The following is a 14,694-nucleotide window of genomic DNA, read 5'->3' as shown; positions in this document are numbered from 1 at the left end:
AAGAGCGTGTTCCTAGAGTCAGGGCTGCTCCCTGGGGAGTAGTAAGGAATCAACTCAGGGCGGACGCGTGCGCCACCCGGAAGCAGGCATGCTCACAGGGTTCGCGCGTCTGAGGCGGGCGACGGGAACACTCAAGCAAGCCGTGGAGGAACCGATGCGCCTGCGTCACAACGACGGAACGCTCGTTCACCTCGCCTACAACGCAGGTATCCATCCTGCCGAGGACCTGGAGAACCTGATCGCCCACCTGACCCGCTACGCGGTGCCGGTGCGCAAGAGGCTGGGCGTGGAGCGGATGGGCATCGGGCTGTGGCTGTCGCCCGGCGTCGCCGATCACCTCACGGCCGACCGCATCGAGCTCGTACGGCTGCGCCGCTCCCTGGAGGAGCGCGGACTGGAGGTCGTCAGCCTGAACGGCACCGGCGGCCGCAACCAGGAGGTCCCCGGCCCCGACTGGGCCAAGCCCGAGCGCTACCGCTACACCATGGCGCTGGCCAAGATCCTGGCGTTCCTGCTGCCCGACGACGTACGGTTCGGCAGCATCTCGACGATCCCGATCGGCTGGCGCCGCGACTGGCCCGCCGACCTGCACGCCATCGCCACCCGCCGCCTGGAGCGGCTGGCCCGCGAGCTGCGCGGCATCTACAGCGTGACCGGCAAGACCATCAGGGTCGGGTTCGAGCCGTGGCCGGGCTGCGTCCTGGAGACGACCGAGCAGGCGCTGGAGCGGGTGGGCGGCATCGACTCCGAGCACCTGGGCGTGTGCCTGGACGCCTGTCACCTCGCCTGCGGGGCCGAGGAGCCCGGCGCGGCGCTGAAGGGCCTGGCGGAGGCCGGCGCGCCCGTCGTCAAGCTGGGGCACGTGCACAACCACACGGGTGAGACGCCGAGCACCGGCGCGGTGCTGCACGACACGCTGACGGCGATGTTGTCGGGCGCGGTCAGCGGGAGCGCGCACATCGAGGTCGAGACGCACAACCTGTTCGTGCCGGGGCGCGCGAAGGGGCCGGGCGCGCTGGTGTCGCTGCTGGCCGAGGAGCTGGCCTGGGCCCGTACGAACCTGACCAGCCTCGGCCTGCAACTGGCCGCCTGACCCCCTCAGAGGCCGGCGAACCAGCCTGGCGTGTCCAGGCGCCACACGTTCGCCGGCGTCATCCTGCGCAGGTCCGACTCCAGGGCCCGCAGGCGGTCCTCGCCCAGCTCCGCGGCCCAACGGGCGCGCAGGTCGTCGAAGATCCGCGCTGAACGGTCGAGCGCGTCGACGCCGCGGGGCGTGAGGCGCACGATCTTGCGCCGGGTGTCGGCGTCGTCCCTGGTGCGCTCGACGTAGCCGACGCGTTCCAGGGCCTCGATCGTCTTGCCCGCGGCCTGCTTGGAGACGCCCAGGGCACGGCCCAGGTCGACGGCGGTCGTGCCGCGTGGGCCGATCGCCTGCATGACGAATCCGTGGTTCGGGCGCATGTCCGGATGGCCCTGGCGGGCCAGTTCGGCGTGCAGCTCGTCGATGAGCGTGCGGAAGGCGAGCAGAAGCCGCAGAGGCAGTTCGAAGCCCGGGGTGTCGCTTGACACAATAGACAACCTGGTTAACTATATAGACAACGTAGTTACCTATCTTAGGGGGTTGCATCGTGTCTGTCATTCGTGACGCGGATTCCCGGCGCTCCGAGACGCCGGGCGGGGTCATGACCACCTTCGCCTCGCCGACGCAGGGCGGGGCCTCGTGCTCGCTCTGGCGGGTCGACGCCAAGCCGGGCGTCGCAGGGCCCCGGCACGACATCGACACCGAGCAGGTGTGGAGCTGGCTCTCCGGCGGGGCCACCGTCGAGCTGGGCGACGAGCGGTTCGTGGTGTCCGCGGGCGACACCGTGGTCATGCCGGCCCGCGTGCTGCGCAGGGTGCTGGCCGACGCGGACGCCGGCTACACGGCCGTCGTCACCGCCGCGGCCGGGGCCAGGGCCATCATGCCCGACGGCACCGACGTCGGCACTCCGCCGTGGATCGCGTGATCGCCATCAGGAACGTTCCAGCCGAGAACCCAAGGAGTTCGTGCGATGCCAGTCGTCATGTCCGCCGACGCCCGTGAAGTCCGTACGCCCAACGCCCTGATGACCACGCTCGCCTCGCCCACCCAGGGGCGGGCGGGGGTGGCCATGTGGCGCGTGGACGCCAACCCCGGCATGGAGGGCCCGGTGCACGCCGCCACCGGCGAGCAGGTGTGGACCTGGCTGGAGGGCGGCGCGGTCGTCGAGCTGGGCGGCGAGCGGTTCGAGGTGGGGCCGGGCGACACCATGGTCCTGCCCGCCGACGTGAGCCGGCGGATGTTCGCCGCCCCCGGGCGCGGGTTCGTCTCGATCGTCGTCGCGCCCGCGGGGGTCGAGGTCTACAACCCCGGCGGCGAGTCCGCGCCCGACGCCTGCGACCTGGCCCCGAAGGGCACGGACCGCACCGTGCCCCCGTGGATGGCCTAGCGGGCGGCCCGGCCGGCTCAGGAGTGCGGCAGGCGGTACGTGCCGTCGTCGAGCACCTCGGCCAGGCCGTCGGTGACCAGGCCGTCGAGTGCGCGTTCGCGCTGGACCGCGTCGTCCCACACCACGTCGAGGGCCGTCTTCGGCACCGGGCCGTGGGCCGCGCGGAGCACCGCGAGCAGGCGGCCGCGGCACTGGCGGTCGGTGCCGGCGTACGTCTGGCCCTTGCGGGCGGGGCCGGTGTGCGGCGGTTTGCCGGCCAGCCGCCACGCGCACAGGTCGGCGATCGGGCAGTCGGCGCAGCGCGGCGCGCGGGCCGTGCAGACCAGTGCGCCCAGCTCCATCACGGCCACGCCCCAGCGGGCCGCGCCCAGCTCGGGCAGCAGCGACTCGGCCAGCCGCCGCTCGGCCGCGGAGGTGGCCGTGGGAGGGTACTCCTCGGCGCGTACGGCCCGCGCGAACACCCGGCGCACATTGGTGTCCAGGACGGCGTGCCGGCCGCCGTACGCGAAGCTGGCGACCGCGGCGGCGGTGTACTCACCGATGCCCGGCAGCGCCAGCAGGGTCGCGTGGTCGTCGGGCACCTCGCCGCCGTGCTCGTCGGCGATGGCACGGGCGCAGGCGTGCAGGCGCAGCGCCCGGCGCGGATAACCGAGCCTGCCCCAATGCCGTACGGCCTCGCCCGGCGGCTCGGCGGCCAGCGACTTGGGCGTGGGCCAGCGGGCCATCCACTCCAGCCACACCGGCAGGACGCGGACGACCGGGGTCTGCTGGAGCATGATCTCGCTGACCAGCACCCCCCACGGGGTCGCGTCGTCGGCGCGCCAGGGGAGGTCTCGGGCGTTGTCCTCGTACCACTCCAGAACGGGGGCGTGCAGGAGGTTCGGCTCAACCACGGGGTCAAGCGTATTCGGAGACGGACTCGTTCGGCGTGTCGTCACTGTTGGTAGCCGATCAATTACCATGCTGTGCCTATGGATCCGGATTCGATGGGTGGCGACGGCGGTGACGTCTACTGGCGGCGTCGCATGAGCGTGCTGGTGGCCGTTCTCGTCGTGGTGGCCGTGGTGGCGTGGGCGTGCTCCAGCGGGGGCTCTGGGCCGGAACGACCGTCCAACGCGCAGAGCTCACCGAGCGCCACGCCCGCCACCGATCCGCTGCTGGCCGGCCTGCGCACGCTCGCCATGGGGACGGCCAGCCCCTCGCCCACCCCGGCGCCCAAGGAGAGCCCGGCCGTCAAACCCAGACGGCCGGGGGAGCCGTGCCCGCAGGACAGCCTGGTGCTGAGCCTCCAGGGCGGCAAGGAGCCGATCTACACGGGCGCGACGCGGCCGACCTTCATCGTCACGCTGGTCAACACCGGGCCGGTGATGTGCACGGCCGACGTCGGGCCGCGGGCCATGGAGATCCGCATCACCTCGGGCGCCGACCGCATCTGGTCCACCGCCGACTGCGTCAGCGGGCTGGGCACCGAGGTCAGGGAGTTGCAGCGCGGGGTTCCGTACGTGCGGACCCTGGAGTGGGACCGGCGCCGGTCGAGCACCGACTGCCGCTCGACCCCGGCCGCCGCCCTGCCCGGCACGTACGTGGCCACCGCCCGCATGGGCGCGCTGCGCAGCGGCAAGGGCGTCTTCCACCTGCGCTGACCGGGGCGGCCCGCTCAGACGTAACGTTCGAGGATCGAGGACTCCGCGAGGCGCGACAGGCCCTCGCGGACGCTGCGGGCGCGCGACTCCCCGACGCCGCCGACCTCCTGCAGGTCGTCGATGCTGGCAGCCAGCAGCTTCTGCAGGCCGCCGAAGTGGTTGACCAGGCGGTCGACCACCGTGGCGGGCAGCCGGGGCACCTTGGCCAGCAGCCGGAAGCCGCGCGGGCTCACCGGGCTGTCGAGCCGCTCGGCCCCGCCGTGGCCCAGCACGTGCGCCACGGCCGAGAGGTCGAGCAGCTCGCCGCCCGACAGGTGGTCGAGGTCGTGGAGGGCCTCGGTCAGGCGCTTCTGGCGGCGGCTCGCGGGGGCCGGCAGGTAGTCGCGCACGACCAGCTCGCGTTCGGAGTCGACGCCCGCCACCAGCTCGTCGAGCTGCAGCGACAGCAGCCGCCCGTCGGTGCCGAGCTCGACCACGTAGCCCTTGATCTCGTCGGAGATGCGCCGGACCATCTCCAGACGCTGGGCCACCGCCGACACGTCGCGCACGGTGACCAGGTCTTCGATCTCCAGCGCCGACAGGGTGCCGGAGACCTCGTCGAGCCGGTGCTTGTAACGCTCAAGGGTGGCCAGGGCCTGGTTGGCCTTGGACAGGATGGCCGCCGACTCCTCCAGCACGTAGCGGATGCCGTCGAGGTAGAGGGCGATGATCCGCATGGACTTGCTGATCGCGATGATGGGCAGGCCCGTCTGCCTGGCCACGCGCTGGGCGGTGCGGTGGCGGGTGCCCGACTCGTCGGTGGGGATCGCGGGGTCGGGGACGAGGTGCACGGCCGCGCGCACGATCTTCTGGTCGTTGCTCACCACGATCGCGCCGTCCATCTTGGCCAGCTCGCGCAGGCGGGTGGCCGAGAACTCGACGTCGAGCTCGAAGCCGCCGCTGCAGACCTCTTCGACGGTCCGGTTGTGGCCGAGCACGATCAGCCCGCCGGTCTGCCCGCGCAGGATGCGCTCAAGGCCGTCGCGCAGCGGAGTGCCCGGCGCCACAGCGGCCAAAGCGTCGCGACGGCGGTCGTCAAGACTCCTGTCCACCTGACCCCCGTGTCGATTGGTCACGCCCAGCTTAGCCGTGCTATGTGACGTGCGTGAGTGCGTCCCAGACGTTCTCGGCCTGGACGACCTCGAACCCGGGGGCGAACGCGACGGGCCCCACAGGCACCAGAGCCCGCTGCCCGTTGCGTTTCCCGGTGCCAGTTTCGAGAGATCCGGCGGGGACGAGCGCCCGCTTGAACCCCAGCCTGGCCGCCTCCGTCAGCCGCCTGCGCACGTCCTTGACCGGGCGCAGCTCGCCCGCCAGGCCCACCTCGCCGAGCGCCACCAGCCCGGCCGGCAGCGGCTTGTCGCCCGCGGCGCTCGCGACGGCGAGCATCACCGCCAGGTCGACGGCGGGATCGGCCAGCTTGATGCCGCCCACGGTGGCGGTGAACACGTCGCAGCCGCCGAGCCGGGCGTTGAGCCGGCGCTCCAGCACGGCGAGGATCATCTGCACGCGGTAGGTGTCGAGCCCGGAGGACGATCGCCGCGGCTGCTGGGCCTCGGTGCGGGCCACGAGCGCCTGCACCTCGGCGGGCAGCGGGCGGGTGCCCTCGACGGTGACGGTGACGCAGGTGCCGGCGACCGGCTCGGTGCGCCGCGAGACGAACAGCCCGCTGGGGTCGGTGATGCCCTCGATGCCGCGCTCGTGCAGGTCGAAGCAGCCGATCTCGTCGGTGGGGCCGAACCTGTTCTTGATCGCGCGGACCATGCGCAGCCTGGAGTGGCGGTCGCCCTCGAAGCTGAGCACGACGTCGACCAGGTGCTCAAGGGTGCGGGGGCCGGCGATCGAGCCCTCTTTGGTGACGTGGCCGACGAGGACCGTGGCGAGGTTGCGCTCCTTGGCCAGGCGCACCAGGTTGGCGGCCACCTCGCGCACCTGGGTCACGCCGCCGGGCACGCCCGTGGCCTGGGCCGAACCGATCGTCTGGACCGAGTCGACCACCAGCAGCCTCGGCTCGACCTTGTCGATGTGGGTGATCAGCGCCGACAGCTCGGTCTCGGCGGCGAGGTAGAGATTGTCCTGGATGGCGCCGATGCGGTCGGCCCGCAGACGGACCTGGGCCGCCGACTCCTCGCCCGTCACGTAGAGGACGGTGGTGCGCTCGGCGATGCGGGCCGCGGCCTCCAGCAGGAGCGTGGACTTGCCGATGCCGGGCTCGCCGGCCAGCAGCACCACCGCGCCGGGCACCAGGCCGCCGCCGAGCACCCGGTCGAGCTCGCTCACCCCGGTCGTGCGGGCCGTGGCCACCTCGGCCTTGACCTGGCCGATGGGCAGCGCGGGCCCGGTGGTCGCGCCGCCCTGGACGACGCTGACCCCGGCGCGCGCGCCCTCCTCGTCGACAGTGCCCCACGCCTGGCACTCGCCGCACCTGCCGACCCACTTGCTCGTGCGCCAGCCGCACTCGGCACAGCGGTAACCGGGCTTCTGCGCTGTCTTGGCCATGTCGAGCAGGCTAGCGGCCCCTGCCGACAATCCTCGACTACCGCGACAGGCCCAGTTCCTGCACCAGCAGGCGCTTGGGGCGGGCGCCGACGATCTGCCTGACGGGCTCGCCGTTCTCGAACAGCAGCAGCGTGGGCAGGCCCATGACGCCGTAGCGGGACATGATCTCGGGGTTCTCGTCGGTGTTGAGCTTGCCGATGGCCAGGCCGTGCTCGGCCTCGATCTCGTCCAGGACGGGGGCCACCATGCGGCACGGCGGGCACCACTCGGCCCAGAAGTCGACCAGCACCGGCTGGTCGCTCTTGAGCACCTGCTCCTCGAAGTTGTCGGTGGTCAACGTGATCATTTGTCTCCCCTTACGAAACAGCCCGGGCACGACTGGGCGAGCTGGGCGGCGACCTCGGCGCGGCGGGCGAGCAGCACGCGGATCTCCTCGTCGATCTGCATGATCTTGCGCTGGTAGACCTCGACGGACTCCGAGCAGGAGCCGCCCGAGCTGTGGCCCGAGCGCAGGCAGTCGACGAACGGCCTGGTGTCCTCCAGCGTGAAGCCGACCGAGAGCAACGACCGGATCTCGGACACCAGCTTGACGTCCTCCTCGGCGTACTCGCGGTAGCCGTTGGGGCCGCGTCTGGCCGAGAGCAGGCCGTGCTGCTCGTAGTAGCGGAGTGAACGGGTGCTCACCCCGGTGCGTTCCGCCAGCTCCCCGATGCGCATGCGTCCAAGGTAAACGTTGACACCGACGTCAACGTCAAGTCCTCCGGGCGAGGTGCGGCCATGAGCTCAGAAGTAGCGCCAGCGCAGCACGTTCGGGTAGAAGATCTCCAGGCCGGGGGTCTCGGCGACGGCCTGCTCGGCCACGTCGGGGGCGAACTCGATGCGCAGCACCGCCTCCAGGTCGGCCCGGCGCTCGAAGGACATCGTGAGGTCGAGCGGCCGTCGCTGCCAGCCCTGGCGGACCCAGAACGCCTCCACCTCGCGCGCCGAGTACGCCGGCACCGTGCGGGAGAACCAGCGGCCGAACGAGCCGCGGGTGGCGTCGAGGTCGATGACGAAGGCCGCGCCGCCGCGGCGTACGACGCGGGACAGCTCGCGCAGGCCGGGCTCGCAGCCGGGGCCGAAGAAGTAGGCCCAGCGGGCCATGGCCACGTCGACGCTCGCGTCGGGGATCGGGAGGTCCTGGGCGGTGGCGGCGTGCACCGAGACGTTGGGCAGGTTCGCGCAGCGGCGGCGGGCCAGGCCGGCCAGGTCGCCGTGGGGCTCGACGCCGATCACGGCGGCCGCGTCGGCGGCCAGGACGGGCAGGTGGTAGCCGGTGCCGCAGCCGATGTCGAGCACGGTCGCGCCGGCCCAGGGGCGCAGCTCGCGCATCGCGGCGTCGGCCGCGCCCTGGGGGTCGACGGCGCGGTTCTCCAGCTCGTAGACCTGGGGGGTGTTCCAGATGTTCGGGCTCGGGATCGCGCCTCTGGCTATCCGTGGCATGGTCCCAACCGTAGTGGGGTGTGGGGGAGCGTCTTTGGGGTGGGATGGGGGGTTGGGTAGGGCTATCTGGTGGGGCTCACGCGCCAGAGGCGCTTCTCCGGCTTAGGCTGGCAACGTGGCTGATGTCATCCGCGTGCCCAATGCGAAGATCGCATTGTCCACCGCTTCGGTATATCCAGAACGCACTCCCGACGCGTTCGAACTGGCCGCGCGCCTGGGCTACGACGGTGTCGAGATCATGGTCGGCGCCGATCCGGTGAGCCAGGACATCGACGTGATCGAGCGGCTGTCGGAGCATTATCAGGTGCCCGTCCTGGCGATCCACGCGCCCTGTCTGCTCGTGACGCAGCGGGTCTGGGGCAGGGACCCCTGGGCCAAGCTGGTCAGGGCGCAGAAGGCCGCAGAGCGCCTCGGCGCCTCGACCGTCGTGGTGCACCCGCCGTTCCGCTGGCAGCGCGACTACGCCCGCGACTTCGAGACCGGCCTGGCCCGCATGCGTGACGAGACCGCGGTCACGTTCGCGGTCGAGAACATGTTCCCGCTGCGCGCCAGGGGCAACGACGTGGTGCCGTACTCGCCCGACTGGAACCCGATCGACTACGACTTCCCGCAGGTCACCCTCGACCTGTCGCACACCGCCGTGTCCGGCTCCGACGCCATGGAGATGGCCACCAAGCTCGGCGACCGGCTGGCCCACCTCCACCTGGCCGACGGCATGGGCGTGACGAACAAGGACGAGCACCTGGTCCCCGGCAGGGGCAACCAGCCGTGCGCGCAGATGCTGGAACGCCTGGCGACCTCCGGCTACGGCGGCCTGGTGGTGCTGGAGATCAACACCCGCAAGGCGGCCAGCCGCACCGAGCGCGTCGACGACCTGGCCGAGGCGCTGGCCTTCGCCCGGCTGCACCTGGCGGCGTCCCGATGAACGTGGGGCCGACCAGGAACGTGGGGCCGACCAGAGACCTCGCCAGGGTCTTCGACAGCGTGGCCGACGCCTACGACGCGGGCCGCCCGACCTATCCCGACGAGATGTTCCGCGCGCTCACCGAGATCACCGGGGTCGAGCTCGACGGCGCCACCACGGTCGACGTGGGCGCGGGCACGGGCATCCTGACACACGCGCTGCGGGCCCGCGGCTCGCAGGTGATCGCGGTCGACCCGGGCGCGGAGATGCTGGCCCGGCTGGTCTCGCGGATCGACGGCGAGCCGCCGGCCGTCACGGCGCTGATCGCCGACGGCAACGCGCTGCCGCTGGCCGGCGGGGTGGCCGACCTGGTGACGTACGCGCAGTCATGGCACTGGCTCGACCCCGTCGTCTCGATCGCCGAGGCCAGGCGGGTGCTGCGGCCCGGCGGCGCGATCGTGGGCTGCTGGAACCTCCACCACGCCGCGCAGGCCGACTGGCTGGCCGCCTACGAGGCGCGGCTGGCCGAGGCGGTGCCCACGTACTGGGGGCCGGCGGTCGAGGAGTGGTCGGTGCCGCCCATCGCCGCGGCCTTCGAGGTGGTCGAGGAGCGCTGGATCCCGTGGACGAGGCTGGTCGGCATCGAGGACTTCCTGCTCGATCTGCGGTCCCACTCGTACATGGCGGCGCTGTCGCCGGAGGCGGCCGACGGGCTGGTCGCCCGGCAGCGCGGGGAGCTGGGGAAGGTCTTCCCCGAGGGCGTGCTGTCGGTGCCGATGCGGGTGTACCTGGCGGTGGGCCGGTGACCGGCGGGGCGCGGCCATGACCGACGTACGACGGCGGCCCGGACGCAGGCCCGGGTCCGCCGACACGCGCGGCGAGATCCTGGCGGCGGCGCGGCGGGTGTTCGCCGAGAAGGGCTTCGACAAGGCCACGGTGCGCGGGATCGCGCGGGAGGCCAAGGTCGACCCGGCTCTGGTGCACCACTACTTCGAGACCAAGGAGGGCATGTTCGCGGCGGCCCTGCAACTGCCGATCACCCCCGACGAGATCGTCCCGATGCTGCTGGACGGCCCGCGCGAGGAGATCGGCGAGCGGCTGGTGCGGACGATCCTCGGCGTGACCGCCGAGCCGGAGACCCGCGAGCCGATGATCGCCCTGATCCGCTCGGCGCTGACGAACGAGCAGGCCGCGGCGATGTTCCGCGAGTTCATCACGAACGCCCTGCTCTTCCAGGTGGCCGACAGCCTCGGCGTGCCGCACCTGCGGATCGAGGCCGCGTTCGCCCAGATGTACGGCCTCATCATGGCCCGCTACGTGATCAAATTGGAGCCACTGGCCGGCGCGGACCCGGAAGAGCTGGTCGAGCTGATCGCGCCGACCATCCAGAGGTACTTCACGGCGTAGAGCATTGTTCGGTATAGGGCACTGACCTTAGGGTATAGGTGTCGTCCCGGGAAGTTACTGGCCGGTAAGATTCCTGGAAAACACGTGTCCGTATGCTGGCAGCCATCGTCGTCTGTGGGAGGACCCCGTGCTCTGGGTAGCGATCATCGGGCTGGTCATGACCGTCCTGGCGGTGGCCGTCGCCGGCCGCAGGGTGTTGTTCCTGTTCAAGCTGGCGACCTCGGGGCCGCCTGCGCCCGAACGCGTCGAGTACGCCAAGGAGCACGCCGCCGATGAGCTCAAGGCCCAGCTCGTCGAGGTCTTCGGCCAGAAGAAGCTGCTGAAGTGGACGCCTTCGGGCATCGCCCACTTCTTCGTCATGTGGGCGTTCTTCATCCTGCTGACCGTCTACATCGAGGCGTACGGCGCGATCATCCAGGGCGCGATCACCGGTGAGCCCGACTTCCACATCCCGCTCATCGGGACCTGGGGCGTGCTCGGCTTCCTCCAGGACTTCATCGCGGTCGCGTGTCTGCTCGGGCTGGTCGCCTTCGCGATCATCCGGGTCAAGAACTCGCCCAAGACGCTGGGCCGCAAGTCGCGTTTCTCCGGCTCGCACCTCGGCGGCGCGTGGCTCGTCCTGTTCATGATCTTCAACATCATCTGGACGCTGTTCCTGGCCCGCGGCGCCTCGGCGGCCAACGGCAACTTCCCCTACTCCTCCGGCGCCTTCGTCTCCCTGGCGCTCGGCGACGCGCTGCCGGCGAGCCCGCTGCTGGAGGAGATCGCGCTGCTCCTGCACATCGGCTTCATGCTGGTGTTCCTGGTCATCGTGGTGAACTCCAAGCACCTGCACATCTTCACCGCGCCGCTCAACGTGCTCTTCTCCCGGCGTCCCAACGGCCTCGGCGCCGCCTCGGAGCTGCGCGTCGACGGCAAGCTCGTCGACTTCGAGGACGAGGAGCTCGACGCCGAACGCCTGGGCCGCGGCAAGATCGGCGACACCACCTGGAAGGGCTTCCTCGACTTCTACTCCTGCACCGAGTGCGGCCGCTGCCAGTCGCAGTGTCCGGCCTGGAACACCGACAAGCCGCTCTCGCCGAAGATGCTCATCCTCGACCAGCGCGACCACGCCTTCAAGGTGGCCCCGTACCTGATGGCCGCGAGCAACGAGCACGCCGGCACCGACGTGCTCGCGCTGCTGGAGAAGCCGCTCGTCGGCGAGGACGGCGTCATCCACCCCGACGTGCTGTGGTCGTGCACCAACTGCGGCGCGTGCGTCGAGCAGTGCCCGGTGGACATCGAGCACATCGACCACATCCTCGACATGCGCCGCTACCAGGTCATGGTGGAGTCGTCGTTCCCGTCCGAGGCGGGGGTGATGGTGAAGAACCTGGAGAACAAGGGCAACCCGTGGGGCATGTCCGAGATGAAGCGGGCCGACTGGATCGAGGAGCTCGACTTCGAGGTCGAGCTGGTCGACGAGAAGATGCCCGAGGACGCCGAGTACCTGTTCTGGGTGGGCTGCGCGGGCGCCCTTGAGGACCGCGCCAAGAAGACCACCAAGGCGGTCGCCGAGCTGCTGCACATCGCGGGCGTGAAGTTCGCGGTGCTCGGCCCGATGGAGGCGTGCACCGGCGACCCGGCCCGCCGCCTGGGCATGGAGTACCTGTTCAACATGCTCGCCCAGCAGAACATCGAGACGCTCAACGAGGCCGGCGTCAAGAAGATCGTCGCGACCTGTCCCCACTGCTTCAACACGCTGGCCAACGAGTACCCGCAGCTCGGCGGCACCTACGAGGTCGTGCACCACACGCAGTTGCTGTCGAAGCTGGTGGACGAGGGTCTGCTCACCCCGGTCACGCCGATCGAGGAGAAGATCACCTATCACGACCCGTGCTTCCTCGGCCGCCACAACAAGGTCTACTCCCAGCCCCGCGACATCATGTCGAAGGTGCCCGGCGTGCAGACCCAGGAGATGCACCGCCACAAGGACCGCGGCTTCTGCTGCGGCGCGGGCGGCGCGCGCATGTGGATGGAGGAGCGCATCGGCAAGCGCATCAACACCGAGCGGGTCGACGAGGCGCTGACCACGAATCCCGACACCGTCTCGACCGCGTGCCCGTTCTGCATGGTGATGCTCGGTGACGCGATCAACGAGAAGAAGAACAACGGCGAGGCCAAGGAAACGCTGGAAGTCGTGGACGTCGCGCAGCTCTTGATCAAATCTGTCAAGGGCGCTTCCTGACCTCGAAAAGTCGGACTCCTCTACAGGCTCTGTAGAGGAGTTCCGCACGTCACGAGGCCATGCCAAGGAAATCTCCCATCCACATAACGGGAAAATCACGGTAACCTCAACGTCGCATGGCCTTATTCGACGGGGAGGGGGCTAGTGATGCGCGTCGTGGTCACGGACGCCGAAGTCACCCTGGCCGACGTGCTCTCCCTGCGACTCGCCATCGACGAGCCCCTGGGTGACGGCACCGAGCTCGTCCTGCGCCATCGCGCCACGGGGGTCGAGCGCGACGTGCGTCTGGGCCGGACGGGAAGCCGGACGCGGGAGGCCACGCTGGCCGTCTCGCTCGCGCCGCTGGAGCTGACCGCCGGCCGATGGGACGCCTACCTGCGGCACGAGGGCGGCCGCAGCAGACTGCGCAGCGTCGATCCCGGGTTCTCGCTCGACCACCTCGACGCGTACGCGCTGTGCCGCCGGACGCTGGCCTACCGGTCGTACCGGACGCGGAACGGGTTTCTGGCCCTGAAGATAGCCGACGCCACGCCGGTGGCCGAGGTGCGGGCGATCTGGTTCAGGGAGGGCCGGTTCGAGGTGACGGGGCTGCTGGCGTACACCGGGCTGGAGGACGACGACGCGCGCCGCGAGGCCACGCTCACCCTCGACCGCAGGCCGACCAGGGAACGGGTGTCGTCCACCGCCACCGTCCAGGGCGTGCGTTTCCACGCGGCGGTGTCGCTGGTGAACGTGGTCGAGGCCGATCCCGACACGGCCGGCACGTGGGAGCCCGCGCTGGAGGTCGAGGGCGTGCCCACGCCGCTGCGGCTGGGTGCCTGGCTCGACGACGTCGACGGCAAACGCAGACGGCTGCACTATCCGTCGGCCGAGATCGACGGCGTGCCCGTCCGGCCCAGTTACACCGCCGACGACGAGCTGCGCATCGAGGTGGGCGGATGAAGGTCAGCCTGGTCCTCGCCTCGGCGTACGGGATGCGCGGCGACGTGCGCGCGATGCTCAACCTCGCCACCGCCCTGTCCGAGCGGCACGAGGTCGAGGTCGTCAGCGTCAGGCGGCAGAAGGAGAAGCCGTTCTTCCCCATCGGCGCCAAGGTGGCCATGCGCAGCGTGGTCGACGCCCGTCCCGGGGTGCGCCACCTGCTGCCGCGCGGCCAGATGCGCACCGAGATGGCGCTCTGGCGGATGTTGCGCGGGCTCAGGGCCGACGTGGTGATCACCACCAGGCCGGGCATCGGCGTCCAGGTGGCGCGGCATGCTCCACGTGAAACCCTCAAGATCGCCAGAGAGTGGGGGCGGCCCGCCGTCCCCGGGCCGGTGCAGCGGCTCTACCCGCGCCTCGACGCGGTCGTGACGGCCACGGAGTCGGCCCAGGAGGAATGGGTCAGGCTGCTCGGCGGCGGGCTCGCCGTCCACTCCGTGCCGGACGCGCTGCCGGGTGGCCCGTGGCCGCGCTCGCGGATGGACAACCGGATCGTGGCGGCCGGGGGCAGGTGGGTGTCGGTCAAGGCGTACGACCGGCTGATCAGGGCGTTCGCGATCGTGGCGGACAAACGTCCCGACTGGCGGCTGCGCCTGTACGGCGGCGGCCCCGAGGAGCGGCGGCTGCGGTCGCTGGTGGGCGAGCTCGACCTGCACAACCACGTCTACTTCATGGGCGTCACGCCCGACCTGGCGGGGGAGTTCGCCAAGGCGTCGATCGTGGCCAACCCCTCCCGCAGCGAAGACCTGGGCATGACCGTGCTGGAGGCCATGGGGTGCGGGGTGCCGGTGGTGGCCTTCGAGGGCGCGAGGGGCCCCAGGGAGTTCGTGGCGACCGGCTACAACGGTGTGCTGGTGCCCGAGAGCGAGAGCGAGGCGCAGCACTTCGCGGGCGCGCTGCTCGCGCTCATCGACGACGAGCGCCGCCGTCGCTCGCTCGCGGCCGGTGCTCTGGACACCGCCGTACGCCATTCGGCCGAGGAAGTCGCCGAACAGTGGGAGAAGCTGCTCTCAGATCTCCGCTAGCTCATACGGGTTACGGGTA

General features: G+C 70.9%; 17 protein-coding genes. 10 read left to right on the top strand and 7 right to left on the bottom strand.

The features are described 5' to 3' along the window. The first annotated feature begins 154 nt into the window (after positions 1 to 154). Positions 155 to 1,093 carry a sugar phosphate isomerase/epimerase family protein gene (locus ACWCSU_RS17355; RefSeq protein WP_357702269.1) on the top strand — a complete coding sequence of 313 codons (939 nt, stop codon included), beginning with the start codon at positions 155 to 157 and terminating at the stop codon, positions 1,091 to 1,093. Positions 1,094 to 1,098: 5 nt separating this feature from the next. On the opposite strand, the gene ACWCSU_RS17350 is transcribed toward ACWCSU_RS17355, so the two are convergent. Next, the gene (locus ACWCSU_RS17350; RefSeq protein WP_449935983.1) at positions 1,099 to 1,569 is read right to left on the bottom strand and encodes a MarR family winged helix-turn-helix transcriptional regulator; all 471 of its coding nucleotides are present in this window, start codon (positions 1,567 to 1,569) and stop codon (positions 1,099 to 1,101) included. A gap of 59 nt (positions 1,570 to 1,628) precedes the next feature. Here ACWCSU_RS17350 and ACWCSU_RS17345 point away from each other — a divergent pair, with 59 nt between their 5' ends. Together ACWCSU_RS17345 and ACWCSU_RS17340 are read left to right on the top strand one after the other, a co-directional pair. After that, complete coding sequence (locus tag ACWCSU_RS17345) at positions 1,629 to 2,006, top strand: cupin domain-containing protein (RefSeq protein ID WP_449935982.1); 378 nt, start codon at positions 1,629 to 1,631, stop codon at positions 2,004 to 2,006. Between the two features lie 45 nt (positions 2,007 to 2,051). After that, positions 2,052 to 2,468 (top strand): cupin domain-containing protein, encoded by a 417-nt coding sequence (locus tag ACWCSU_RS17340; protein WP_449935980.1) that lies wholly within the window; start codon positions 2,052 to 2,054, stop codon positions 2,466 to 2,468. 17 nt (positions 2,469 to 2,485) lie between these two features. On the opposite strand, the gene ACWCSU_RS17335 is transcribed toward ACWCSU_RS17340, so the two are convergent. Further along, positions 2,486 to 3,361 carry an HhH-GPD family protein gene (locus ACWCSU_RS17335; protein WP_364084116.1) on the bottom strand — a complete coding sequence of 292 codons (876 nt, stop codon included), beginning with the start codon at positions 3,359 to 3,361 and terminating at the stop codon, positions 2,486 to 2,488. A 78-nt stretch (positions 3,362 to 3,439) separates the two neighbouring features. Here ACWCSU_RS17335 and ACWCSU_RS17330 point away from each other — a divergent pair, with 78 nt between their 5' ends. Beyond that, complete coding sequence (locus tag ACWCSU_RS17330; RefSeq protein ID WP_357702278.1) at positions 3,440 to 4,111, top strand: hypothetical protein; 672 nt, start codon at positions 3,440 to 3,442, stop codon at positions 4,109 to 4,111. Positions 4,112 to 4,125: 14 nt separating this feature from the next. On the opposite strand, the gene disA is transcribed toward ACWCSU_RS17330, so the two are convergent. From disA to ACWCSU_RS17305, 5 genes are all read right to left on the bottom strand, one after another. Then, positions 4,126 to 5,202, bottom strand: a complete 1,077-nt coding sequence (gene disA / locus ACWCSU_RS17325) for a DNA integrity scanning diadenylate cyclase DisA (protein WP_357702279.1) — start codon at positions 5,200 to 5,202, stop codon at positions 4,126 to 4,128. Between the two features lie 40 nt (positions 5,203 to 5,242). Then, positions 5,243 to 6,649: a DNA repair protein RadA gene (gene radA / locus ACWCSU_RS17320; protein WP_357702281.1), complete on the bottom strand. Its 1,407-nt coding sequence runs from the start codon at positions 6,647 to 6,649 to the stop codon at positions 5,243 to 5,245. Between the two features lie 37 nt (positions 6,650 to 6,686). Continuing rightward, a complete protein-coding gene (gene trxA / locus ACWCSU_RS17315) occupies positions 6,687 to 6,995 on the bottom strand; it encodes a thioredoxin (protein ID WP_357702283.1) in 309 nt (102 codons plus the stop codon). Further along, entirely contained in the window at positions 6,992 to 7,366 is a 375-nt protein-coding gene (locus ACWCSU_RS17310; protein ID WP_357702285.1) for a MerR family transcriptional regulator, read from the bottom strand. The genes trxA and ACWCSU_RS17310 overlap by 4 nt, the downstream gene beginning before the upstream one ends. Before the next feature lie 66 nt (positions 7,367 to 7,432). Continuing rightward, positions 7,433 to 8,131, bottom strand: a complete 699-nt coding sequence (locus ACWCSU_RS17305) for a class I SAM-dependent methyltransferase (protein WP_449935975.1) — start codon at positions 8,129 to 8,131, stop codon at positions 7,433 to 7,435. 115 nt (positions 8,132 to 8,246) lie between these two features. On the opposite strand from ACWCSU_RS17305, the gene ACWCSU_RS17300 reads away from it, so the two are divergent. The 6 genes from ACWCSU_RS17300 (at position 8,247) to ACWCSU_RS17275 (ending at position 14,675) form a co-directional block, all read left to right on the top strand. After that, a complete protein-coding gene (locus ACWCSU_RS17300; RefSeq protein WP_449935972.1) occupies positions 8,247 to 9,056 on the top strand; it encodes a sugar phosphate isomerase/epimerase family protein in 810 nt (269 codons plus the stop codon). After that, the gene (locus ACWCSU_RS17295) at positions 9,053 to 9,841 is read left to right on the top strand and encodes a class I SAM-dependent methyltransferase (protein ID WP_364084125.1); all 789 of its coding nucleotides are present in this window, start codon (positions 9,053 to 9,055) and stop codon (positions 9,839 to 9,841) included. Before ACWCSU_RS17300 ends, ACWCSU_RS17295 begins: the two co-directional genes overlap by 4 nt. A 16-nt stretch (positions 9,842 to 9,857) precedes the next feature. Beyond that, a complete protein-coding gene (locus tag ACWCSU_RS17290; RefSeq protein WP_357702293.1) occupies positions 9,858 to 10,442 on the top strand; it encodes a TetR/AcrR family transcriptional regulator in 585 nt (194 codons plus the stop codon). 127 nt (positions 10,443 to 10,569) lie between these two features. Then, positions 10,570 to 12,669, top strand: coding sequence for a (Fe-S)-binding protein (locus ACWCSU_RS17285; protein ID WP_364084128.1), 2,100 nt, complete (start codon positions 10,570 to 10,572; stop codon positions 12,667 to 12,669). 147 nt (positions 12,670 to 12,816) lie between these two features. Beyond that, positions 12,817 to 13,611 carry a hypothetical protein gene (locus tag ACWCSU_RS17280; protein ID WP_357702297.1) on the top strand — a complete coding sequence of 265 codons (795 nt, stop codon included), beginning with the start codon at positions 12,817 to 12,819 and terminating at the stop codon, positions 13,609 to 13,611. Then, on the top strand, positions 13,608 to 14,675 hold the full coding sequence (locus ACWCSU_RS17275; protein ID WP_397035693.1) for a glycosyltransferase: 1,068 nt from the start codon (positions 13,608 to 13,610) through the stop codon (positions 14,673 to 14,675). The genes ACWCSU_RS17280 and ACWCSU_RS17275 overlap by 4 nt, the downstream gene beginning before the upstream one ends. Positions 14,676 to 14,694: the final 19 nt, after the last annotated feature.

The organism is Nonomuraea sp. NPDC001699 (genome assembly GCF_053596455.1).
Note: the sequence above shows the minus strand (reverse complement) of the source record. Positions and strands in the feature narration are given on the sequence as shown.